The sequence below is a fragment of the Massilia sp. TWR1-2-2 genome, assembly GCF_049897565.1.
Taxonomy (GTDB): Bacteria; Pseudomonadota; Gammaproteobacteria; order Burkholderiales; family Burkholderiaceae_D; genus JAFCUW01.
Map to the genome: position 1 here is coordinate 78,329 of NZ_JAFCWM010000015.1, position 19,921 is coordinate 98,249.

Sequence of the window (19,921 nt, forward strand, 5' to 3'; positions counted from 1 at the left end):
CTCAACGCGCGCGCGGCGGCAGCGTTAATTCACCCTTGCTCTGCACATCGACCTGGCCTGTGGCGTTATTGGCTTTCATGCCGACACCGGACACCGTGCTGGCGCCCACTACCATCTGAAATGGCTGCTTCGTCTGCATCCGCTCTTCGTCGGGGAACACGGTCAGCGCGGACGTTTGCAGGTGCAGCGCCTGCGTGGCGCCTTGCGGCGGGCGCTGGATATCGACGGAGCCGACCAGGTCGACGATGTTGTTGGTCTGGTCGATGTGCGCTTCTTTCGCCGTCATCGTCATCGGCGGTTGCTTCGATCCCATGTTGCGCACCACCGGCATGTCGACGTGCAGCGAGTCGTCGCTCGGGCGGTGGGTCAGCTTTTCGCCGGCGATGATGTAGGCCGGCTTGCCGCCCGGCGTCATGCGCACGAAGCTGAACTTGTCGACGATGTAGTCAGGCTCGGTCTTGAGGCCCTCGCCAGGTGTCACCAGCTCGTTGCGGGTGATGACCTGCACCAGCCAGAAGGAGCCCAGCGCCAGCACCACGCCGCCGATCATCAGGGAGCCCATTCGCCAGCGGTGAGCGGTACGCTTGTGCATGGTGCCCATCGATCAGGCGAAATACGGCGCCAGCGCCGTATCGTAGTTGCCCTGCGCGCGCATCACCAGGTCGCACACTTCGCGCACGGCGCCGCGGCCGCCGCCGGCGCGAGTGACGTAATGGGCGCGGTGCTGCACTTCCGGGTGCCCGGTCGACACCGTCACGGCGAAACCGACGTTGCGCAGCAGCGGCAGGTCGATCACGTCGTCGCCGATGTAGCCGCATTGTTCGGCGCTGGCGCCGGTGGCCTCGAGCAGCGCGGCGAATGCGATGCGCTTGTCGTGCGTGCCCTGGTAGACGTGCATGATCTTCAGGTCGGCCGCGCGGCGCACCACCACCGGCGACTTGCGCGCGCTGATGATGGCCACGGCCACGCCGGTTTTCTGCAGCAGTTCGATGCCCAGGCCGTCGAGCACATTGAAGGTCTTGGTCACTTCGCCGTCGGCGCCGTAAGTCAGGCTGCCGTCGGTGAGCACGCCGTCGACGTCGAGGATCAGGATCTTGATGGCGGCGGCGCGGCGCAGGTGGTCCGGTTGCGGGTTGAGTGCGGTGTCCATCAGATCACTTTCGCGCGCGTCAGGTCGTGGATGTGCAGCGCGCCGACCAGCTTGTCGTCGGCGTCGACCACCAGCATCTGGTTGATGCGGAATTCTTCCATGATGGCGACGGCGTCGACCGCCAGCTGCTGCGGGTGGATGCGGCGCGGGTCGGCGTGCATGACGTCGCGGATGACGACCTTGGTGAAGTCCTGGACGCGCTCGATCATGCGGCGCAAATCGCCGTCGGTGAACACGCCGACCGGGCGCCCTTCGGCGTCGACGATGGCGGTCATGCCCATGCCCTTCTGCGTGATCTCGAGCAGCGCCGCGGTCAGCGTGGCGTCGGCGGTCACCTTCGGCACAGCGTCGCCGCTGCGCATGACGTCGTACACGTGGGTCAGCAGGCGGCGGCCAAGCGCGCCGCCCGGATGCGAGCGGGCGAAGTCCTCTTCCTTGAAGCCGCGCGCGTCGAGCAGCGCGACGGCCAGCGCGTCGCCCAGCGCCAGCGTGACGGTGGTGCTGGCGGTCGGCGCCAGGTTCATCGGACAGGCTTCCTTGGCCACCGAGACGTCAAGGTGGACGTCGGCCAGCAGCGCCAGGCTGGAGCCGGGCTTGCCGGTCATGGCGATCAGCGGCGCGCCCATGCGCTTGACGATCGGCAGGATCGACATCAGTTCGGCCGTCTCGCCCGAGTTCGAAATGGCGATGAAGGCGTCTTGCGGAGTGACCATGCCAAGGTCGCCGTGGGCCGCTTCGGCGGGGTGGACGAACATGGCCGGCGTGCCGGTCGAGGCCAGCGTGGCGGCGATCTTGCGCGCGATGTGGCCCGACTTGCCGATGCCCGACACCACCACGCGGCCGCTGCAAGCGAGCAGCAGCGCGACGGCGTGGCCGACGCTGTCGTCGGTGGCCAGGCGCTGGTGGACGGCGCGGATCGCGTCGGCTTCGATTTCGAGCGTCTCGCGGGCGAGCAGCATGGAGCGCCGGATCAGGTTTTCGTCAAAAGCTTTCAGCATTGTTTTTTCATGGGTTACACTCGTACCGGAAGTATAAACGAATTGGGAAAGCAAAAAACTTGCCAGACAAAGTTAAACACATTTTCCCTACCACCGCAGGCGACGGCGCATGGTTTCAGGACTAGAACTCACATTGCTGCTGCTCGGCTGCGCCGTGCTCGGCGTAGTGGCCTTCCGCATGCTGCACCTGCCGCCGATGCTGGGCTACCTGGCCGTCGGCATCCTGATCGGGCCGCACGCGATGGGGATCGCCGAGAACGACGCCACCACGCATGCGCTGGCCGAATTTGGCGTCGTGTTCCTGATGTTCTCGATCGGCCTGGAGTTTTCGCTGTCGCAGCTGATGGCGATGCGGCGCATCGTGTTCGGGCTCGGGATGGCGCAGGTGGTGTTTACCATCGTCGCGACGATGGCGTTCGGCTGGATCATCGGCGCGGTGCTGCCGCCGTCGGTGCAGATCGGCTGGCAGGCAACGTTCGCGCTGGGCGGCGCGCTGGCGATGTCGTCGACGGCGATCGTGTCGAAGATGCTGACCGAGCGGCTCGAACTGGAAAGCCCGCACGGGCGCAAGATTATCGGCATCTTGCTGTTCCAGGATCTGGCGGTGGTGCCGCTGCTGATCCTCATTCCCGCGCTCGGAAAAAATCCCGAGGAACTGGCCGTCACGCTGGGTTGGGCCGCGGTGAAGGCGGTGATCGTGCTGGTGCTGCTGCTGTTCCTCGGCCAGAAGCTGATGCGCAAGTGGTTCACGCTGGTGGTCAAGCGCCGCTCGCAGGAGCTGTTCATGCTCAACCTGCTGTTGATCACGCTGGGCGCGGCGTGGATCACCGAAAAGGCCGGGCTGTCGATGGCGCTGGGCGCGTTCGTCGCCGGCATGCTGATCTCCGAGACCCAGTACAAGCACCAGGTGGAAGAGGACATCAAGCCGTTTCGCGACGTGCTGCTGGGGCTTTTCTTCATCACCGTCGGCATGCTGCTCAATATCCGTCTGGTGATGGACAACTGGTGGATCGTGCTGATCCTGCTGGCAGGTCCCGTGCTGCTCAAGTTTGCGCTGATCGCGCTGCTGGCCAAGCTGTTCGGCGCCTCCGACGGCGTCGCCATGCGCACCGGCCTGGCGCTGGCGCAGGCGGGCGAATTCGGCTTCGTGCTGCTGAACCTGACAGCCGGCGCGCAGCTGATGGATCCATTCATCATCCAGCTGGTGCTCGCGTCGATGGTGCTGTCGATGCTGGTGGCGCCGTTCATCATCGCCAAGTCCGACCAGATCGTGATGAAGATCGCCACCAACGAATGGATGATGCAGTCGCTGCAGCTGACGCAGATCGCCAGCCGCACGATGGCGATGCAAAAGCACGTAATCGTGGCCGGTTTCGGGCGCAGCGGGCAAAGCCTGGCGACGCTGCTCAGTGAAGAGAAGGTGGCCTACCAGGCGCTCGACCTCGATCCGGAGCGCGTGCATGAGGCGCAGGCGGCCGGCGCGAATGTCGCGTACGGCGACGCGGCGCGGCGCGAGAGCCTGGTCGCCGCCGGCATCTACCGCGCCAGCGCGATGGTGATCACGTATGCCGACACGCAGTCGGCGCTGAAGGTGCTGATGCTGGTGCACGAGATGGCGCCGACGTTGCCGGTGATCGTGCGCAGCCACGACGACACTGACCTCGATCTGCTGAAAAAGGCCGGTGCGGCCGAGGTGGTTCCGGAAGCGCTCGAGGGCAGCCTGATGCTCGCTTCGCACGCGCTGGTGATGATGGGGGTGCCGCTGCGGCGCGTGGTGCACCGCGTGCAGAGCGCGCGCGACGAGCGCTATGCATCGCTGCGCGGCTACTTCCATGGCGCCAGCGACGCGGCCGACGATCCCGAGCACCTGTACGTGCGGCTCCACTCGGTGATCCTGCGCGACGACGCCGGCTCGGTCGGCCGGCACATCGAGCAGCTCGAGCTCGACGAGGTAGGCGCCGAAGTGACGATGATCCGGCGCGGCAAGGAGCGGCTCGAAGTGACGCCGCACACGGTGCTGGCGGCAGGCGACGTGGTGGTGCTGCGCGGCTCCGGCGAGGCCGTCACGCGCGCCGAAGGCCGCCTGCTGCAATAATTCCAACACCGGGGTCAGACCTAGGTCTGACCCCGGTGTTGGAGGTTTAGTCGGAGGTGACGACCTGGTTGCGGCCGTTTTCCTTAGCCTGGTAGAGCGCGCTGTCGGCCTTCGCCACCAGCTGCTGCGCCACGCCTTCGATCGCGTGGTCGCGCTCGAAATCGTCGAGCGTGGCAACGCCGATCGACACGGAGATCGGCAACTGATCGCCCGTCGATAAATGGAATGGCGCGTCGGCAATGCTGGCGCGGATGCGCTGGGCAACCATCGTGGCGCTGTCGAGGTCGGCGTCGATCAACAGCACGACGAATTCTTCGCCGCCAAAGCGGCCCAGCGCGTCCGACAGGCGCAACTCGGCCTTGATGCGGGTCGCCACTTCACGCAGCACTTCATCGCCGCCGGGATGCCCGAAGGTGTCGTTGACGGCCTTGAAGTGGTCGAGGTCGATGTACAGGCAGGAAATGCGGTAGGCCTGGCGCCGCGCCCGGCCAATTTCTTCCAGCAGGCGGCGGTCGATGTAGCGGCGGTTGTAGACGCCGGTCAGCGAATCGGTCAGGCCGATGTACTTGAGCATCTCGTTGCTGATGACGTTTTCCAGGCAGATCGCAATGATCGACGCCATGTGCTCGATGAAGTCAGTGCCCAGCGCCGGCGTGAAGCGGGTCGGGTCGAGGCTGCCCAGGTTGAGGCTGCCGATGATGCGCTTGTTGCGGATCAGCGGCACCAGTGCGACGCTTTGCAGGCCCGCCGGCGGCTGCGGGAACATGGCCTGGTGCACCGTCGGCACGTACGGACCCAGCAGCGGCTTGGACGGCGCCGTCAGCAGCGGACTGCGCGACGGCACAAAGCCGAGCACGCTGTAGTGGTTGACGAACACCAGCTGCGGGAAGGCGCTGAAGTCGACGCCGAGCTTGTCCATCACGGTGTGGATGTCCTGCTCCGGATCGACGAGGCACAGGGTGACGATGTCGAGGTCGGAAATGACCGGCAGCGAGCGGAAGATCGTGCCGATCAATTCGGGAAAGCTGCCGGCGCCGACTATCTCGAGGTCAAACGCCTGATGCCGGCACATGATGGTGTGGTTGCGCTCGGCCTGCTCCATCAGGTATGCCATGCGCGCGCGCAGGGCGTCGTTATCGGCTTGCAATTCGCGCGGCGAGGCGCCCTGCTCGTACATAGGATTTTCCTGGCTCAGTCATTTTCGTGGCACGTTTTCGTGCGGCAACCTGCACCTTACGCCATCTTACCAAACTTGGAAACGAAAAGGATGCGGGCTTTCCCCTGCCAGCTTGTCAAAATGCCAGCTCGGCGTCAACTTGCTGCCCGACCAGCAGGTGCCGGCCGGCGCCGGCGCTGACGATGCAGTGCATGCCAAAGCAGACCGCGCCGTCGAGCTGCGGCTTGCGCCGGTAGGCCTGCAGGATGTCGAGCGGATCGGCGCCCGGCACGCCGGTGGCCTGGTCGACCGACGGGATCGGGCAGCGCGGGCACGGCTTGAGCGCCTTCAGGCGCACGCCGCCGAGCTCGAAGGTGTCGGCATAGTCTTCCTCGAACGGGCCAAGCCCGTCGATGACCAGGTTCGGACGGAAGCGGTCCATCGGCAGCGCAGCCCGGCCGACGGCGACCAGCTTGTCGTTGAGGTCGGCCAGCGAGGCGGCGCCGATCACCAGAACCGGATAACCGTCGGCAAAGCGGGTCGGCGCGGCGACGCCGCCGGTCCAGCGCGTGCTGGTCAGGCGCCGGGCGCCGGCGGGAAAGCGTACGAGCCGGCACCGTGCGCCGATTGCCTGCGAGAACCAGTTGGCGGCAGCGTCGCCGCAATCTTCGGCCACCAGCGTGTCGTCCCACAGTCGCACTTCCCGGCTGGCGCCGCCAGTGCCGGCCTGGCGGACGGCGACGGCGAGCGTCGCTTGACCGGGCGCGCCCAGTACCAGCACGCCGTCGCGCAAGCGCGGCGTCACCAGCGCCATGCGCGGATGTTCGCGCTGCGTCAGAAATTGTCCGTCATCGGTCACGACCATCCATTCGCGGTCGGCGACGCCGTCGACTTCAAGGCCGGCCTCGGTCAGCTGCGCGTGCGGAACCGACATCCCGGCACACGATTTGACGGGGTAAAAAATAATCTCCGACAGCGTAATCATTGTTGAGCCGCTTTCGTTGGGTTCAGCGGCCTAAGGCGCGCTGCGTTCGCGCTTTAGCCGCTCGTCGAGGCGCTTGGCGGCGTCGGCCGCGTAAGCCTTGCAGCCGCCTGGCGCGACGAACGGATTGCGCTGCGCCGTACGGCCGGCGGCCTTGGCGAAGGTGTCGGAAAAGCTTGGGTGCGCGCTCAGCACAACGTCGCACTCGAGCGCTGCCACCTTGGCGATGCTGACAGCAAACGAGCCGGAAATGTCGGGCGTCTTGCCACCCTTGCCGGTGAAGTAGAAGTCGTCGCTCGACACCGGGTTCAGGCTGTCGGCGTACACCACGTCAACGCAGCGCTGAGCGTCGCACGAGTTCCACGACCAGCTGGTCGCGCCCGGCGTGTGGCCAGGCGTCAGGTGCGCGGTGATGGCCAGCGGGCCGACCTTGAGGACTTCGCCGTCGCGCACCACCCGCACCTTGCGCACCTTCGGGGCACGGGTCGTCGAAGCGCGTTCATACTGCGGATCGTCGACGACGTTGGCGCCGCTTTGCAGCCCCAGCGCACTCGATGCGCTGGCCGCCACGACGGCGCCGCTGGCACGCTGCAGCGCGGCGATGGCGCCGGCATGGTCCCAGTGCGCATGCGAGTTGACGATCAGCGTGACGTCCTTGATGGAAAAACCCAGCTCCTTGATGCTGGCCTCGATCATCGCGGCCGACTGCGGCAGCGCGCCGTCGACCAGGATATGCCCGTGCGGACCGGTGATCAGCACCACCGACAGGCCGTCGACGCCAACGTACCAGGTATTGCCAACCACGTTGAACGGCTTGACCGGCTTGTTCCAGGCCGCGCAGTTGTCGCAGTTGATGGCGCCGTCCTTGCCCTGGGCGGCGCCGGCCGTTGCAATCAGCAAAGCCAGCAGGAGCTTCGTCGATATCGTCATGGATGTTTTCTTTTAAAAAAACCCCATCATCACGAAGATGCATGGGGTTCTTGTTGCACGCCTTACATGCGGCGGTAAGCGGGTGGAGCTTAGACGTTGAACAGGAAATTGAGCACGTCGCCGTCCTTGACGACGTATTCCTTGCCCTCGGCGCGCATCTTGCCCGCTTCCTTGGCGCCGGCTTCGCCCTTGTAGGCGATGAAGTCGTCGTAGGCGATGGTCTGCGCGCGGATGAAGCCGCGTTCGAAGTCGGTGTGGATGACGCCGGCCGCCTGCGGCGCGGTGTCGCCGACGTGGATGGTCCAGGCGCGCACTTCCTTGACGCCGGCGGTGAAGTAGGTCTGCAGGCCGAGCAGCTCGTAGGCGGCGCGGATCAGGCGGTCCAGGCCCGGCTCCTGCATGCCCATGTCGCTCAGGAAGGCGCCCTTGTCCTCATCGTCGAGGTCGGCGATTTCCGACTCGATCGAGGCGCAGATGGCGACGATCGGCGCGTTCTGCGCCTTGGCGTACGCGGTCAGCTGGTCGAGCAGCGGATTGTTGGTAAAACCGGTGTCGGAGACGTTGGCAACGAACATCGCCGGCTTGGCGGTGATCAGGCACAGCGTCTTGATCAGCGCCATGTCGTCGGCATCGAGGCCCAGCGTGCGCACTGGCTTGCCCTGGTCCAGGTGCGGCATCAGTCGTTCGCACAGCGCGACCAGCTTGGCGGCATCCTTGTCGCCCGAGCGCGCCTTCTTGTTTTCGCGGTGGATCGCCTTTTCGACGGCGGCCATGTCGGCCAGCGCCAGCTCGGTCTGGATCACTTCGATGTCGTCGAGCGGGCTGATCTTGCCGGCGACGTGGATCACGTTGTCGTCTTCGAAGCAGCGCACCACGTTGACGATGGCGTCAGTCTCGCGGATGTGCGACAGGAACTGGTTGCCCAGGCCCTCGCCCTTCGAGGCGCCCGCCACCAGGCCGGCGATGTCGACGAACTCGACGATGGCGTTGACCATGCGCTCAGGCTTGACGATCGCGGCCAGCGCGTCCATGCGCGGATCCGGCACCTCGACGACGCCGACGTTCGGCTCGATGGTGCAGAACGGATAGTTCTCGGCCGGGATGCCGGCCTTGGTCAGCGCATTGAAAAGGGTGGACTTGCCGACGTTAGGCAGGCCGACGATGCCGCATTGGAGACTCATGGGAAGACTTTCTAATTCGATGGACGAGGGGCGCGCAGGCGCGGCGTTCCCCAAAACCCATCATTGTACCCCTGGATGGCGCTATCTGCCGCAAAAATGACCATGGCCGCCCTGCCTTGTCGGCGGTCAGATCGGCCGAATTTGCGCCAGATCCGGCCGGGCGGCGAACGCGGCGAACTCGTCGCGCAGGCGCTGCCCTTCGGCGATCGCCTGGCGCCAGTTGCGGGTCCGCTCGTCATGGTCGAGGCCGTAGTCGGTGAAATCCTTGCGGTCGGGCAGTTTGCCGCGCGGCAGGCTGCGCAGGAACTGCCTGGTGGGCGCGACGATGATGACGTTGTCGAGCCAGCCGCGGCGCGGCCCGCGGGCGGCGCGCCGCCATGGCATCGCCTTGTCGAGCCAGCCGGGCACGACGTGCTCGCTGAAGTGCGGATAAAGCACCAGCTCGCCCTCCTTGCGCGAGTACGGCAGCGCCAGGTGGTAGTCGATGATGCCGCCGTCCCAGTAGTGACCAGGCGGCGCGCCGGCCAGGCCACGCACCGGCTGCATCACCAGCGGCAGGCTGCCCGACGCCAGCAATGCGCTGGCCAGGTTGTCGGCCGACAGCGGCGCGAAGTGGGTGGTGAAGCCGTCGAAGCGTTCGCGCAGCCAGGCCGAGCCGTCGCGGGCGTCGCCCATCACCACTCTTTCGAGCATGCCGGCGAGGCGCTCGCGCGACGCGAGGTTGCGCAGCGCGGCAGTGGCAAAGCCGCGCAGTTCGGCGGGCCTGCCTTGCGGCGCGGCCAGTGCGCCGAGGCCGCGCACGGTCAGCAGACTCAGGCGGTGGTGCGGATGGTTCAGGATGTCGTGCTCGTGGCCGCCGACGAAGTCGCTGAGCAACTGCTGGCAGACGCTGTCGATTTCCTGCTGGCTTGGCTTGGCAGTGTAGCGCTGGCCGCAGTACAGCTCGCCCAGCCGGGCGAATGCGGCGACCGGGTCGGCGTGGCATGCGGCGGCCATGCGCCAGGCGCCGATCGACGAGCCAATGAGCGTGCGCTCGCGCGGCGCGGCCGGCAACCAGTCGCCGAACAAATATTGGTCTAGCGCCTGGAAGATCAAGCCTTTCGGTCCGCCGGCGGCGGCCGGGACGACGCCGATATCGGCCGCGCGCAAGCCGTGCGAACGCAGTCGCTCGATGGCAATCGGCCCGGCGTGAAAACTAAGAGAACTCATCGCGTAATTATCGCAGTAAGGCGAAACTTAGAACTTTCAGTTCATCATCCCCAAGGCGGGGTCAGTGCCGACAATCGGACACGGCCTCTTCAGTAAAGGAGAACGAGCGCTGAGCTTGTGTCCGATTGTCGGCACTGACCCCGGGGGTTGTTCGACCCCGGGGGTTGTCCGCGGGTTGTAACTCAGGGAGTGTGCAGCTGCATCGTCGCCGCATCGAACTTGCCTTCAAACAGCAGCGGCAGCACGCGCAGGCTCTTCTCGATCGCTTCCTCGATCAGCACCTGCTCTTCCTTGCGCGGCCGGTGCAGCACGTAATCGGCCACTTGCTGCTGCGAATTGATGGTGCGCGGATGGCCGATGCCCAGGCGCAGGCGCCAGTAATCCTGCGTGCCGAGCGCGGCGGTGATGTCCTTGATGCCGTTGTGGCCGCCGGCGCCGCCGCCCTTCTTCAGCCGCGGCACGCCGGGCGCAAGGTCGAGTTCGTCGTGGACGACCAGCACTTCACTTGGCTCGATCTTGTAAAAGCGCGCCAGCTGGCCGACCGACAGGCCGGAACGGTTCATGAACGTCAGCGGCTCGAGCAGCCACAGCTCGTTGCCGCCGACCACGGTCTTGGCGACCATGCCGTTAAAGCGCGCTTCGCGCTGCAGGCGGCAGCCTGGCAGGCTGTTGGCGAGGTTGTCGACCAGCCAGAAGCCGGCGTTGTGGCGGGTCTGTTCGTATTCGGGGCCGGGATTGCCGAGGCCGACGATGAGGCGTATGGACATAATGAGCGAGCCAGGGGAAAACGTGATTATCCGGGAAATTGCACAGAAAAAAACCCGCCGGGCACGAGCCGGGCGGGTTTTTTTGACCTGCGGCGAAAGAATTACTTCTTTGGCTTGGCAGTAGCGGCCTTGGCGGCTGCGTCAGCTTCGGAAGCGGCTGCGGCAGCAGCGCTCTCGAGCGCGTCAGCGGCAACGTGGCCAGCTGGCACGGCAGCGGTAGCGACGGTCAGGTTCGAACCGTGGGTGATCGCGGTCACGCCTTTAGGCAAGGTCAGGTCAGCGACGTGGATCGAATGGCCGACGTCGATGCTGGCCAGGTCGACTTCGATGAACTCAGGCAGGTCGCCCGGCAGGCAGCTGATTTCCAGCTCGGCCAGCACGTGCGAAACGATGGCGCCGTGCAACTTGACCGCTGGCGAGACGTCGGCGTTGACGAAGTGCAAGGTCACCTTGGTGTGGACTTTGCTCTTGGCATCGACGCGCTGGAAGTCAGCGTGCATGACCAGTTGCTTGTATGCGTGCATCTGGAAGTCGCGCAGCATGACTGCCTGGGTGGCGCCGTCGATTTCGAGGTCGAGGATCGAACCGTGGAAGGCTTCTTTCTTCAGCGCGTGGTACAGCGCGTTGCCGTCCAGCGAGATCATGACCGGGGCTTCGGTGCCACCGTAGATGATGCCAGGCGTCTGGCCGGAAGTGCGCAGGCGGCGGCTCGCTCCGGACCCCTGCAACGTGCGATTGAATGCGATAACTTTCATGTGTTGCTCCAAAAAGTGCGAGGCTTGATTGCCCCGCGGTGTGAAGGCCCCCGCGACCAGGGGTCTTCCGAATCGGGTGCAAACGCACCCGAGAAAAAGGTAAAAAACTGCAAATTCTGAAAACGCCAACGGCGCACCGGCTGGTTTGCCAGTGCGCCGCGGGATGCAGCGTGAACAGCGCGCTGCGAATTAATCGATAAACAGCGACATCACCGAGTCGCCCTTGCTGATGCGCTTGAACGTCTCGGCCAGCAGCGGCGCGCACGTCAGTTGGCGAATCTTGCTGCAGCTGACGGCAGCGGCCGACAGCGGAATGGTGTCGGTGACGACCAGTTCGTCGAGCGGCGAGGCGGCAATGCGCTCGATCGCCGGGCCCGACAGCACCGGGTGGGTACAGTACGCCACTACTTTCTTGGCGCCGCGCTCCTTGAGCACTTCGGCCGCCTTGGTCAGGGTGCCGGCGGTGTCGACCATGTCGTCCATGATGACGCAATTGCGGCCTTCGACTTCGCCGATGATGTTCATCACTTCAGACACGTTCGCCTTCGGGCGGCGCTTGTCGATGATGGCCAGGTCGCAACCGAGGCGCTTGGCCAGCGCGCGGGCGCGCACCACGCCGCCGACGTCGGGCGAGACGACCAGCAGGTCGTCGTAATTCTTTTTCTGCAGGTCGCCCAGCAGGATCGGCGACGCGTAAATATTGTCGACCGGGATATCGAAGAAGCCCTGGATCTGGTCAGCGTGCAAGTCCATGATCAGGACGCGCTCGACGCCGGCTTCTTCGAGCATGTTGGCAACGACCTTGGCCGAGATGGCCACGCGCGCCGAACGCGGACGGCGGTCCTGGCGGGCATAACCGAAATACGGGATGGCGGCGGTGATGCGGCCGGCCGACGCGCGTTTCAGGGCGTCGACCATCAGGATCAGTTCCATCAGGTTGTCGTTGGTCGGGTTGCAGGTCGACTGCAGCACGAAGACGTCTTTACCGCGGACATTCTCGTTGATTTCGACCATGACTTCGCCGTCCGAAAACTTCGACACGTTTGCCTTGCCAAGCGGGATGCCGAGATTTTTTGCGACTCCTTCTGCCAGCGCCGGGTTAGCGTTGCCGGTAAAAACCATCAGGTTTTCGTAAGCCATGGGAGTCCCAAAGAGAAGCGTTGATTCTTGAAAGACGCCAGTCGATCGTGCTGGACTGACGCTATGCTAAAGATGACTCGCGAGAGCGAATTCATCGGATTCACCGGCTGGACGCTGACATCGCATCGACAGGCAGTAAAACGAATGGCAGGGGAACAAGGATTCGAACCTTGGTATGCTGGAATCAAAATCCAGTGCCTTAACCAGCTTGGCGATTCCCCTACGCAACTGACTACTTGCCGTTACATTTAACGTATTTTACAGTCAAACTTAACGCCAAGCCAAATTCTATTCTATAACTCCATCAACTTGCAACCGCCCTGGCATCGGGTGCAGCGCCAGCGATTTCGCCTTCCACGCCACCCACTTGCTGGGCACCGCGGCAAGCGCCGCATCGGCGCCGGCTTCATCGGCAAAGGCGCAAAACACGCACGCTCCCGAGCCGGTCATCCTGGCGTGGCCGTAACTGCCGAGCCATTCAACCGCTTCTGCTACCGGCGGGAACAACTGCGTCGCTACTGCCTGCAAGTCGTTTTTGCCAAACCCCAACTGATCTTGCTGACTCATCAGGTGCCTGGAAAAGTCCGCTATTCTGACGGGTTTCGTGTCTCGTGTCAAATCCCTGGCGCAAAAAATCGCCGCGGTCGGCACGGCAACACCCGGCTCGATCACCACGTACCAGCAATCGGCCGTATCGACCGGCTGCAAGCGCTCGCCGACTCCCTCGGCAAAGGCGTTCTGGCCGAAGATGAAAAACGGGATGTCGGCGCCAAGCGGCAGGCCCAGCGCCATCAGCTCGTCGCGCGTCAGGCCGGCCTGCCACAGATAGTTGGCGGCCATCAGCGCGGTGGCCGCGTCCGACGAGCCGCCGCCCAAGCCGCCGCCCATCGGCAGTCGCTTGTCGATGGCCACGTCGATGCCCGGCGCCGGCCGGCCGTGGCGGCGCGCGTACTCGGCCTGCAGCAGGCGCAGCGCGCGCACCACCAGGTCGTGCTCGGCCGGCACGCCGGGCAGGTCGGTGGTGCGGTGCACCTGGCCGTCGTCGCGCAGGTCGAAGTGCAGCGTGTCGCCATGGTCGACCAGCTGGAACACCGTTTGCAGCAGGTGGTAGCCGTCGTCACGGCGGCCGTTGACGTGCAAGAACAGGTTGAGCTTTGCCGGCGCGGGGCAATCGTGCAGCGAACGTGACGGCACCGCTCAGCCTTGCGGATCGATGAAGATGCGGATCGCCAGTTCGTCGGCGCTGGCGGCGGCGATGCGTTCGGCGTCGATACGCTTGGGCTGCGGGCGCGCCGCCTTGTCGTCCTGCCACGACACGAAGCGCAGGCGCCAGCCGTCGTTGGTGGTGACGGTGTTGTTGGCCGGCGTGGCGACAAAGCGCTTGCCGTCGGCGCCGGTGGCGTAGCCCTGCAGCCAGTCGCGCAGGCCCGAGACCGGCAGCGACCAGCCGAGCGTTTGCGCCGTCAGCGTGTCGATGTCCTTGGCCACGCGCGGCACCTTGTCGGACTGCACCAGGGTGGCCGATTGCGGGGTGATGCTGATGGTGGCGATGGTGGCCATCGGCGACGACAAGGTGACGTCGATGCGGCCGGGCTTTTGCGACCAGTTGAAGTTACCGGTGAGCGACTCCGGATTGCCGTCCTTGCGGTACTTGACCGACAGCTTGCCGGCGGCGTCGAAGGCATCGCGGTAGGCGCTGTCCTGCTGCTGGGCCGGCGCCGTGCGGGTGGCGGTGGGGACACTGGCGCAAGCGGCCAGCAGTGCGGCGGACAGGGCCGCGGCAAACAGTTTCATTGGAGGCATGTCGTCTCTTTTTTATAGGCGCTGTTGCAGGCGCGCCAGCGTGTTTTTGAGGGTGTCGTTCTTCGGATCCTTGGCGCGCGCTTCGCGCCACAGTTTCAGCGCATCGGGCTTTTTGCCTTTGTGCCACAGCACTTCGCCCAGGTGCACGGCGATCTCGGGGTCGCTGCGCAAGGCGTAGGCGGCGCGCAGCTGCTTTTCGGCTTCGTCGAGGTTGCCCAGGCGGTACTGCACCCAGCCCATGCTGTCCATGATGAACGGGTCGCCCGGCGCCAGCTTCAGCGCCTTGTCGATCAGCGAGAGCGCTTCGGGCAGGCGGATGTTGCGCTCGGCCAGCGAGTAGCCCAGCGCGTTGTAGGCATGGTGGTTGTCGGGCGCCTGCACCATCACTTCGCGCAGCGTCTTTTCCATCACGTCGACGCGGCCGGTTTTTTCGGCCAGCAAGGCAAAATCGTACAGCAGGTCGGGATTGGCGGGGAACTTGGCGACGCCGGCCTGCATCAGCGCGTAGGCCTGTTCCTGCTGGCCGGCGTCGCGCAGGATCTGCCCTTCGGCCAGCACCAGCTGCGCCTGCTCGGACGGCTGCGCCGCGTCGACGCCGGCCAGCAGCTGGCGCGCGCCGGCGGTGTCGCCCTGCTTGCCGATCAGCTGGGCGCGCTTGAGCTGGGCGTTGAACCAGGCGCCGCGCTCGCCGTCGCCGACCTTTTCCAGCCAGCGCATGGCGCCCTTCAGGTCGCCACGCTCTTCAGCCAGCTGCGACAGCAGCACATACACTTTCGAGCCGTCGCGCTCGTTGTCGGGGCTGGCCGCCAGCACGTCGGCGAAGCGGACGAAATATTTTTCGCCGCCGGCCTGGTCGCCCAGCTGCAGCGACAGGATGCCCAGCGCATACAGCGTGTTCAGGTCGTCCGGCTGGTCTTTCAGCAGCAGCAGAAATTCCTTGCGCGCCAGGTCGAACTGCTTGCGGTTGATCAGCAGGCGGGCGTGCGCGGCGCGCACTTCGCTCGCCTTCGGGTTGGCGGCCAGGAACTGCGCCAGCAAGGCGCCCATCGCCGCTTCGTTCTCGGTGACCTGGGCCAATGTCAGTACCGCCAATTCAGAGTCGGGCTTGAGCGCCAGCGCCGCGCGCGCTTCCTTCAGCGCCAGCGCGGTGGCACCGCGCGCCTGCGCCGACTGCGCCAGCACGACGTGCGCTTCGAGCGTGCCGGCGTACGGCGCGGCGAGCCGTTCGAGCATCGCCGCACCGGCGGCCTTGTCCTTGGCGCGCACCAGCAGCTGCTGCGCCTGAAACAGCCCCACGCCGCGATCGGCCGGCGCGGCATCGGCCAGCCGCTTGCGCAGGATCGGCTCGGCTTCGGCCAGGTCGCCGGACAGGATCATGAAAGCGAGGTGGTACTGGGCCGCCTGTTCGGAAGCGGGCGCCAGTTCGCGCCACAGGCGAATTGCCGCCAGCGTCTGCTCGGGCTGGCGCGCCGACTGCGCCATTTCGCCGGCGCGCTGGGCCAGGCGCGGATCGCGCGTTTGTTGCGCCGCCGCCATCAAGGTCACGTAAGGCGCTTGCCAGTTGCCGCTGCGAAATTCGATCTCCGACTTCATCAGCACGTACAGCAACTCTTTGGTCAGGGCGACATTGGGCAGCTTGTCGCCGGCGACCGCGGCCCCGGCCGGCAGCTCTGCCGGCGCCTGGGCCAGCGCGCTCGGCGCGCACACGGCAACCAGGCCGGCGAAGGTTACAATGACGAAAGCGTTTTTCAAGGCAATTCCAAGATGACACGAATGATTTCAGATTCTACGCCCAACCCTTCCGCCGCGTGCGTACCGGCGTTCGGCCTGTCCAGAAAATTGCAAAACCGACATGCCGGAACTGCCTGAAGTCGAAGTCACGCGCCTCGGCGTCGCGCCCCATCTCGAAGGGCGGCTGGTCGACAGCGTGCTGCTGCGCCGCGACGGCCTGCGCTGGCCGTTCCCGCCGGCCTTGCCGGCGCTGCTGGCCGGCAAGCGCATCGTGTCGGTGGGCCGGCGCGGCAAGTACCTGCTGATCCATTTCGCCCACGGCACCCTGATCATCCACCTCGGCATGTCGGGCCATCTGCGCGTGCTGCCGCCTGGCACCGAACTGAAGAAGCACGACCATTTCGACCTGGTGGTCGGCAGCGGCGCCGCCATGCAGGTGCTGCGCCTGCACGATCCGCGTCGCTTCGGCGCGGTGCTGTGGCATCCGACCGACGACGGCGAACTCGACTCGCACCTGCTGCTGCGCGGCCTCGGCGTCGAACCGCTGGAAGACGGCTTTTCGGGCGAACTGCTGTTTCGCGCCAGCCGCAAGCGCAGCGCGCCGGTCAAGCAGTTCCTGCTAGCCGGCGACGTGGTGGTCGGCGTGGGCAATATCTACGCCTGCGAAAGCCTGTTTAGGGCTGGCATCAATCCGAAAACGGCGGCCGGGCGCATCGCGCGTGGCCGCTATGACAGACTGGCCGTCGCGATCCGCGAAATCCTGGCCGAAGCCATCGTCCAGGGCGGCAGCACGCTGCGCGATTTTATTGCCGTAAATGGACGATCCGGCTATTTCCAACAGACGTATTTCGTCTATGATCGTGAAGGAGTGCCGTGCCGCAACTGTGGCGTCCCGGTCCGCCGCATCGTCCAGGGGCAGCGGTCGACGTTTTACTGCGTCAATTGCCAGAAATAGGCGCTCGAAAAACAACACAACCCGCAGGGAACAAGATGGTGCACGATTTTCAACATTACGGCGCATGGCGCGAAGGCGTGGTCGCCGCGCTGGCCAGTTACCAGATGTGGGTCAACGCCGCCGAGCTGACCGACGCCGCCACCGAGCAGCGCATCGCGCGCGCGCTGGCCCGCCTCGCCGACGACAAGCTGTCGATTGCCTTCGTCGCTGAATTTTCGCGCGGCAAGTCCGAGCTGATCAACGCGATCTTCTTCGCCGACTACGGCCAGCGCATCCTGCCGTCGGCGGCCGGGCGCACCACCATGTGCCCGACCGAACTGATGTACGACCCGGCCTGGCCGGCGTCGCTGCGCCTGCTGCCGATCGAAACGCGCGCCGGCCAGCTCTCGACCAGTGACTACCGCGACGACGCCGCCGCCTGGACCGTGCTGCCGCTGGCGCTCGACGCCGGCGACGCCATGCACGAGACGTTCAAGCAGGTCAGCATGACCAAGCGGGTGCCGGTGGCCGAAGCGGCCAGCTACGGCCTGTACGACGACACCGATCCGGATGTGGCCAACACCGTCGACGCCGACGGCACGGTCGAAATTTCGCTGTGGCGCCACGCCATCATCAACTTCCCTCACCCGCTGCTCAAGCAGGGCCTGGTGATCCTCGACACGCCCGGCCTGAACGCCATCGGCACCGAGCCGGAACTGACGCTGAACCTGCTCCCGAACGCGCACGCGGTGCTGTTCATCCTGGCCGCCGAAACCGGCGTGACCAAGAGCGACATCGAAGTGTGGCGCACCCACATCGGCGCCGGCTCGGGCCGCATCGTGGTGCTCAACAAGATCGACGCGATGTGGGACGAGCTCAAGACCGAGGCTGAGAACGACGCCGAGATCGACCGCCAGCAGGCCAGCGTGGCGCAGCTGCTCGCGCTCGAGCCGAGCCAGGTGTATCCGGTGTCGGCGCAAAAGGCGCTGGTGGGCAAAATCAACGGCGACATGGCCCTGCTCGAAAAGAGCCGCCTCGGCCAGCTCGAAGCGGCGCTGTTCAACGAGCTCATTCCGGCCAAGCAGGACATCATCCGCAAGCAGCTGTCGGACGACTTGGCGCAGCTGGTGGGCGCGCAGCACGCGATGCTCAATGCGCGCATCCGCGACATCGTCGAGCAACTGCAGGAACTGAAAAGCCTGCGCGGCAAAAACCAGAGCGTGGTGGCGCACATGATGCGCCGCATCGACATCGAGAAAAAAGAGTTCGACGCCAGCCTGACGGCGCTGGCAGGCACCCGCTCGGTGTTCGCGCGGCTGTCGACCGGCCTGTATTCGTCGCTCGGCATGGACACCGTGCAGGGCGAGATCGACAGCGTGCGCGAGGCCATGCAGGCCAGCCGCTTCACCACCCGCATGCGCGGCCCGGTCAAGGTGTTCTTCGACCAGATCCGCAGCCACCTGGCCGAGTCCGACGTCAAGATCGCCGAGATCGGCGAAATGATGGAGACGATGTACCGCAAGTTCTCCACCGAGCACGGCCTGTCGCTGTCGCTGCCGATGCTGTTCTCGCTCGGAAAATACCGCATGGAGATCGACGCCATCGAGTCGATCTACCAGAAGCAGTTCGGCACCACCACGCTGCTGATGAGCAGCCGCGGCGCGCTGATGGACCGCTTCTTCGACTCGATCGCCTCGCGCATCCGGCGCAATTTCAAGGCCGCCAACGCCGACGTCGAAGCATGGCTGAAGGTGATCATGGCGCCGCTCGAAGCCGAGATCCGCAAACACAAGGAACAGCTCAAGCACCGGCTGGTGTCGACCCAGCGCATCCACGAAGCGACCGACAGCCTGGAACAGAAGATCGACGCCGTTGCCGCCACCCAGGGCGACCTGGAGCGGGTCAAGGCGCAGCTGAACCAGCTCGCCAGCGGCGTGTCGGCCGCGCTGCAATCGCAACGGGCGGCACTGGCCGCGGCCGCGTGAGGCGACTGACCGAATTCGACCAGCTGGCCGATCCGACGTTTTCGGCCGCCGTCATCGATTGGCAGCGGCAGCACGGCCGCCACGCGCTGCCGTGGCAGAACACGACCGACGCTTACCGCATCTGGCTGTCCGAGATCATGCTGCAGCAGACGCAGGTAGCGGCCGTGCTGACGTATTACGCGCGCTTTCTCGAGCGCTTCCCGACCCTCCACTCGCTGGCCGAGGCCCCATCGGAAGACGTGATGGCGCTGTGGAGCGGCCTCGGTTACTACACCCGCGCGCGCAACCTGCATGCGTGCGCCAGGCGCGTGGTGGCCGAATACGGCGGCGTGTTCCCGAGCGATCCGGCGCAGCTGGCCGATTTGCCGGGCATCGGCCGCTCGACCGCGGCGGCCATTTCGGCGTTCTCCAGCGGCACCCGCGCCGCTATCCTCGACGGCAACGTCAAGCGCGTGTTCGCGCGCGTGTTCGGCATCGACCAGTACCCCGGCATCAAGCCGGTGGAAGACGCGCTGTGGCGGCGCGCCGAGGCGCTGCTGCCGCACGCCGGCATCGAGCGCTACACGCAAGGGCTGATGGACCTGGGCGCGACCCTGTGCATGCGCTCCAGTCCCGATTGCGCGCGCTGCCCGCTGCAGCCGCGCTGCGTGGCGTTTGCCACCGGCCGCACCGCCGAACTGCCGGTGCGCAAACCGAAGAAGACCAATCCGGAGAAGCGCGCGGCGATGCTGGTGGTGATCGATCGCGGCCAGGTGCTGCTCGAGCAGCGCGCCGACAGCGGCATCTGGGGCGGCCTGCTGTCGCTGCCCGAGGTCGATGGGCACGCCGCGTTCGACGCCGCGATGCCCGATGCGCTGGCCGCCGCAGGCCGCTTCGGCGCCGTCGAGGAAGTGCAGGCATTGCTGCCGCTGGTGCACGTGTTCACGCACTACAAGCTGCACATCCATCCGCACCGGATCGTGCTGGAACAGCGCGCCGGGGCCGAAGCCGGCTACGTGTGGTGGGATTTGAACGATATCGGCAATGCGCCCTTGCCGGCGCCGGTGAAAAAGCTGCTGCTGCAGCTGGCGGCGCCATCACTGTTCACAGCAGGGGTCTGACCGCA

Annotated in this window: 18 protein-coding genes and 1 tRNA gene; 4 read left to right on the plus strand and 15 right to left on the minus strand. The window is 65.6% G+C overall.

What is annotated here, in order from left to right; genetic code table 11:
* Position 1: 1 nt before the first annotated feature.
* From lptC to ACP7DD_RS15780, 3 genes are read right to left on the minus strand one after another with little or no spacing between them, the layout of a single operon-like run.
* Positions 2-592, minus strand: coding sequence for an LPS export ABC transporter periplasmic protein LptC (gene lptC / locus ACP7DD_RS15770; protein ID WP_426175777.1), 591 nt, complete (start codon positions 590-592; stop codon positions 2-4).
* 12 nt (positions 593-604) lie between these two features.
* The gene (locus tag ACP7DD_RS15775; protein ID WP_426175778.1) at positions 605-1,150 is read right to left on the minus strand and encodes a KdsC family phosphatase; all 546 of its coding nucleotides are present in this window, start codon (positions 1,148-1,150) and stop codon (positions 605-607) included.
* Positions 1,150-2,148, minus strand: a complete 999-nt coding sequence (locus tag ACP7DD_RS15780) for a KpsF/GutQ family sugar-phosphate isomerase (protein WP_426175779.1) — start codon at positions 2,146-2,148, stop codon at positions 1,150-1,152. The genes ACP7DD_RS15775 and ACP7DD_RS15780 overlap by 1 nt, the downstream gene beginning before the upstream one ends.
* Positions 2,149-2,257: 109 nt before the next feature.
* Between ACP7DD_RS15780 and ACP7DD_RS15785 the strand changes: the two genes are divergently transcribed.
* Complete coding sequence (locus tag ACP7DD_RS15785) at positions 2,258-4,243, plus strand: monovalent cation:proton antiporter-2 (CPA2) family protein (protein WP_426175780.1); 1,986 nt, start codon at positions 2,258-2,260, stop codon at positions 4,241-4,243.
* A 46-nt stretch (positions 4,244-4,289) separates the two neighbouring features.
* Here ACP7DD_RS15785 and ACP7DD_RS15790 read toward each other — a convergent pair whose 3' ends face one another.
* From ACP7DD_RS15790 to ACP7DD_RS15845, 12 genes are all read right to left on the minus strand, one after another.
* Positions 4,290-5,420, minus strand: a complete 1,131-nt coding sequence (locus ACP7DD_RS15790) for a DUF484 family protein (protein WP_426175781.1) — start codon at positions 5,418-5,420, stop codon at positions 4,290-4,292.
* Between the two features lie 115 nt (positions 5,421-5,535).
* Positions 5,536-6,384, minus strand: a complete 849-nt coding sequence (locus ACP7DD_RS15795) for an MOSC domain-containing protein (RefSeq protein ID WP_426175782.1) — start codon at positions 6,382-6,384, stop codon at positions 5,536-5,538.
* A gap of 30 nt (positions 6,385-6,414) precedes the next feature.
* Positions 6,415-7,311, minus strand: coding sequence for a subclass B3 metallo-beta-lactamase (gene bla, locus ACP7DD_RS15800; RefSeq protein ID WP_426175783.1), 897 nt, complete (start codon positions 7,309-7,311; stop codon positions 6,415-6,417).
* A gap of 89 nt (positions 7,312-7,400) precedes the next feature.
* Positions 7,401-8,492 carry a redox-regulated ATPase YchF gene (gene ychF / locus ACP7DD_RS15805; RefSeq protein WP_426175784.1) on the minus strand — a complete coding sequence of 364 codons (1,092 nt, stop codon included), beginning with the start codon at positions 8,490-8,492 and terminating at the stop codon, positions 7,401-7,403.
* A 126-nt stretch (positions 8,493-8,618) separates the two neighbouring features.
* Complete coding sequence (locus tag ACP7DD_RS15810; protein ID WP_426175785.1) at positions 8,619-9,701, minus strand: patatin-like phospholipase family protein; 1,083 nt, start codon at positions 9,699-9,701, stop codon at positions 8,619-8,621.
* A 182-nt stretch (positions 9,702-9,883) separates the two neighbouring features.
* Positions 9,884-10,468, minus strand: coding sequence for an aminoacyl-tRNA hydrolase (pth, locus tag ACP7DD_RS15815; protein ID WP_426175786.1), 585 nt, complete (start codon positions 10,466-10,468; stop codon positions 9,884-9,886).
* A gap of 101 nt (positions 10,469-10,569) precedes the next feature.
* Positions 10,570-11,223: a 50S ribosomal protein L25/general stress protein Ctc gene (locus ACP7DD_RS15820; RefSeq protein ID WP_426175787.1), complete on the minus strand. Its 654-nt coding sequence runs from the start codon at positions 11,221-11,223 to the stop codon at positions 10,570-10,572.
* A gap of 189 nt (positions 11,224-11,412) precedes the next feature.
* Complete coding sequence (locus ACP7DD_RS15825; RefSeq protein ID WP_426175788.1) at positions 11,413-12,363, minus strand: ribose-phosphate pyrophosphokinase; 951 nt, start codon at positions 12,361-12,363, stop codon at positions 11,413-11,415.
* Between the two features lie 145 nt (positions 12,364-12,508).
* Positions 12,509-12,585: transfer RNA gene (locus ACP7DD_RS15830), tRNA-Gln, on the minus strand.
* A 66-nt stretch (positions 12,586-12,651) separates the two neighbouring features.
* Positions 12,652-13,557: a 4-(cytidine 5'-diphospho)-2-C-methyl-D-erythritol kinase gene (gene ispE, locus ACP7DD_RS15835; protein ID WP_426175789.1), complete on the minus strand. Its 906-nt coding sequence runs from the start codon at positions 13,555-13,557 to the stop codon at positions 12,652-12,654.
* A gap of 3 nt (positions 13,558-13,560) precedes the next feature.
* Positions 13,561-14,166: an outer membrane lipoprotein LolB gene (locus tag ACP7DD_RS15840; protein ID WP_426175790.1), complete on the minus strand. Its 606-nt coding sequence runs from the start codon at positions 14,164-14,166 to the stop codon at positions 13,561-13,563.
* Between the two features lie 12 nt (positions 14,167-14,178).
* A complete protein-coding gene (locus tag ACP7DD_RS15845) occupies positions 14,179-15,918 on the minus strand; it encodes a tetratricopeptide repeat protein (protein WP_426175791.1) in 1,740 nt (579 codons plus the stop codon).
* A gap of 100 nt (positions 15,919-16,018) precedes the next feature.
* On the opposite strand from ACP7DD_RS15845, the gene mutM reads away from it, so the two are divergent.
* Genes mutM through mutY form a run of 3 tightly spaced genes read left to right on the plus strand, consistent with a single transcriptional unit; the run spans position 16,019 to position 19,916 of the window.
* Positions 16,019-16,852 (plus strand): bifunctional DNA-formamidopyrimidine glycosylase/DNA-(apurinic or apyrimidinic site) lyase, encoded by an 834-nt coding sequence (gene mutM, locus ACP7DD_RS15850; protein ID WP_426175792.1) that lies wholly within the window; start codon positions 16,019-16,021, stop codon positions 16,850-16,852.
* A 35-nt stretch (positions 16,853-16,887) separates the two neighbouring features.
* Positions 16,888-18,816: a dynamin family protein gene (locus ACP7DD_RS15855; RefSeq protein WP_426175793.1), complete on the plus strand. Its 1,929-nt coding sequence runs from the start codon at positions 16,888-16,890 to the stop codon at positions 18,814-18,816.
* Positions 18,813-19,916 carry an A/G-specific adenine glycosylase gene (mutY, locus tag ACP7DD_RS15860; protein WP_426175794.1) on the plus strand — a complete coding sequence of 368 codons (1,104 nt, stop codon included), beginning with the start codon at positions 18,813-18,815 and terminating at the stop codon, positions 19,914-19,916. The genes ACP7DD_RS15855 and mutY overlap by 4 nt, the downstream gene beginning before the upstream one ends.
* Positions 19,917-19,921 lie beyond the last annotated feature (5 nt).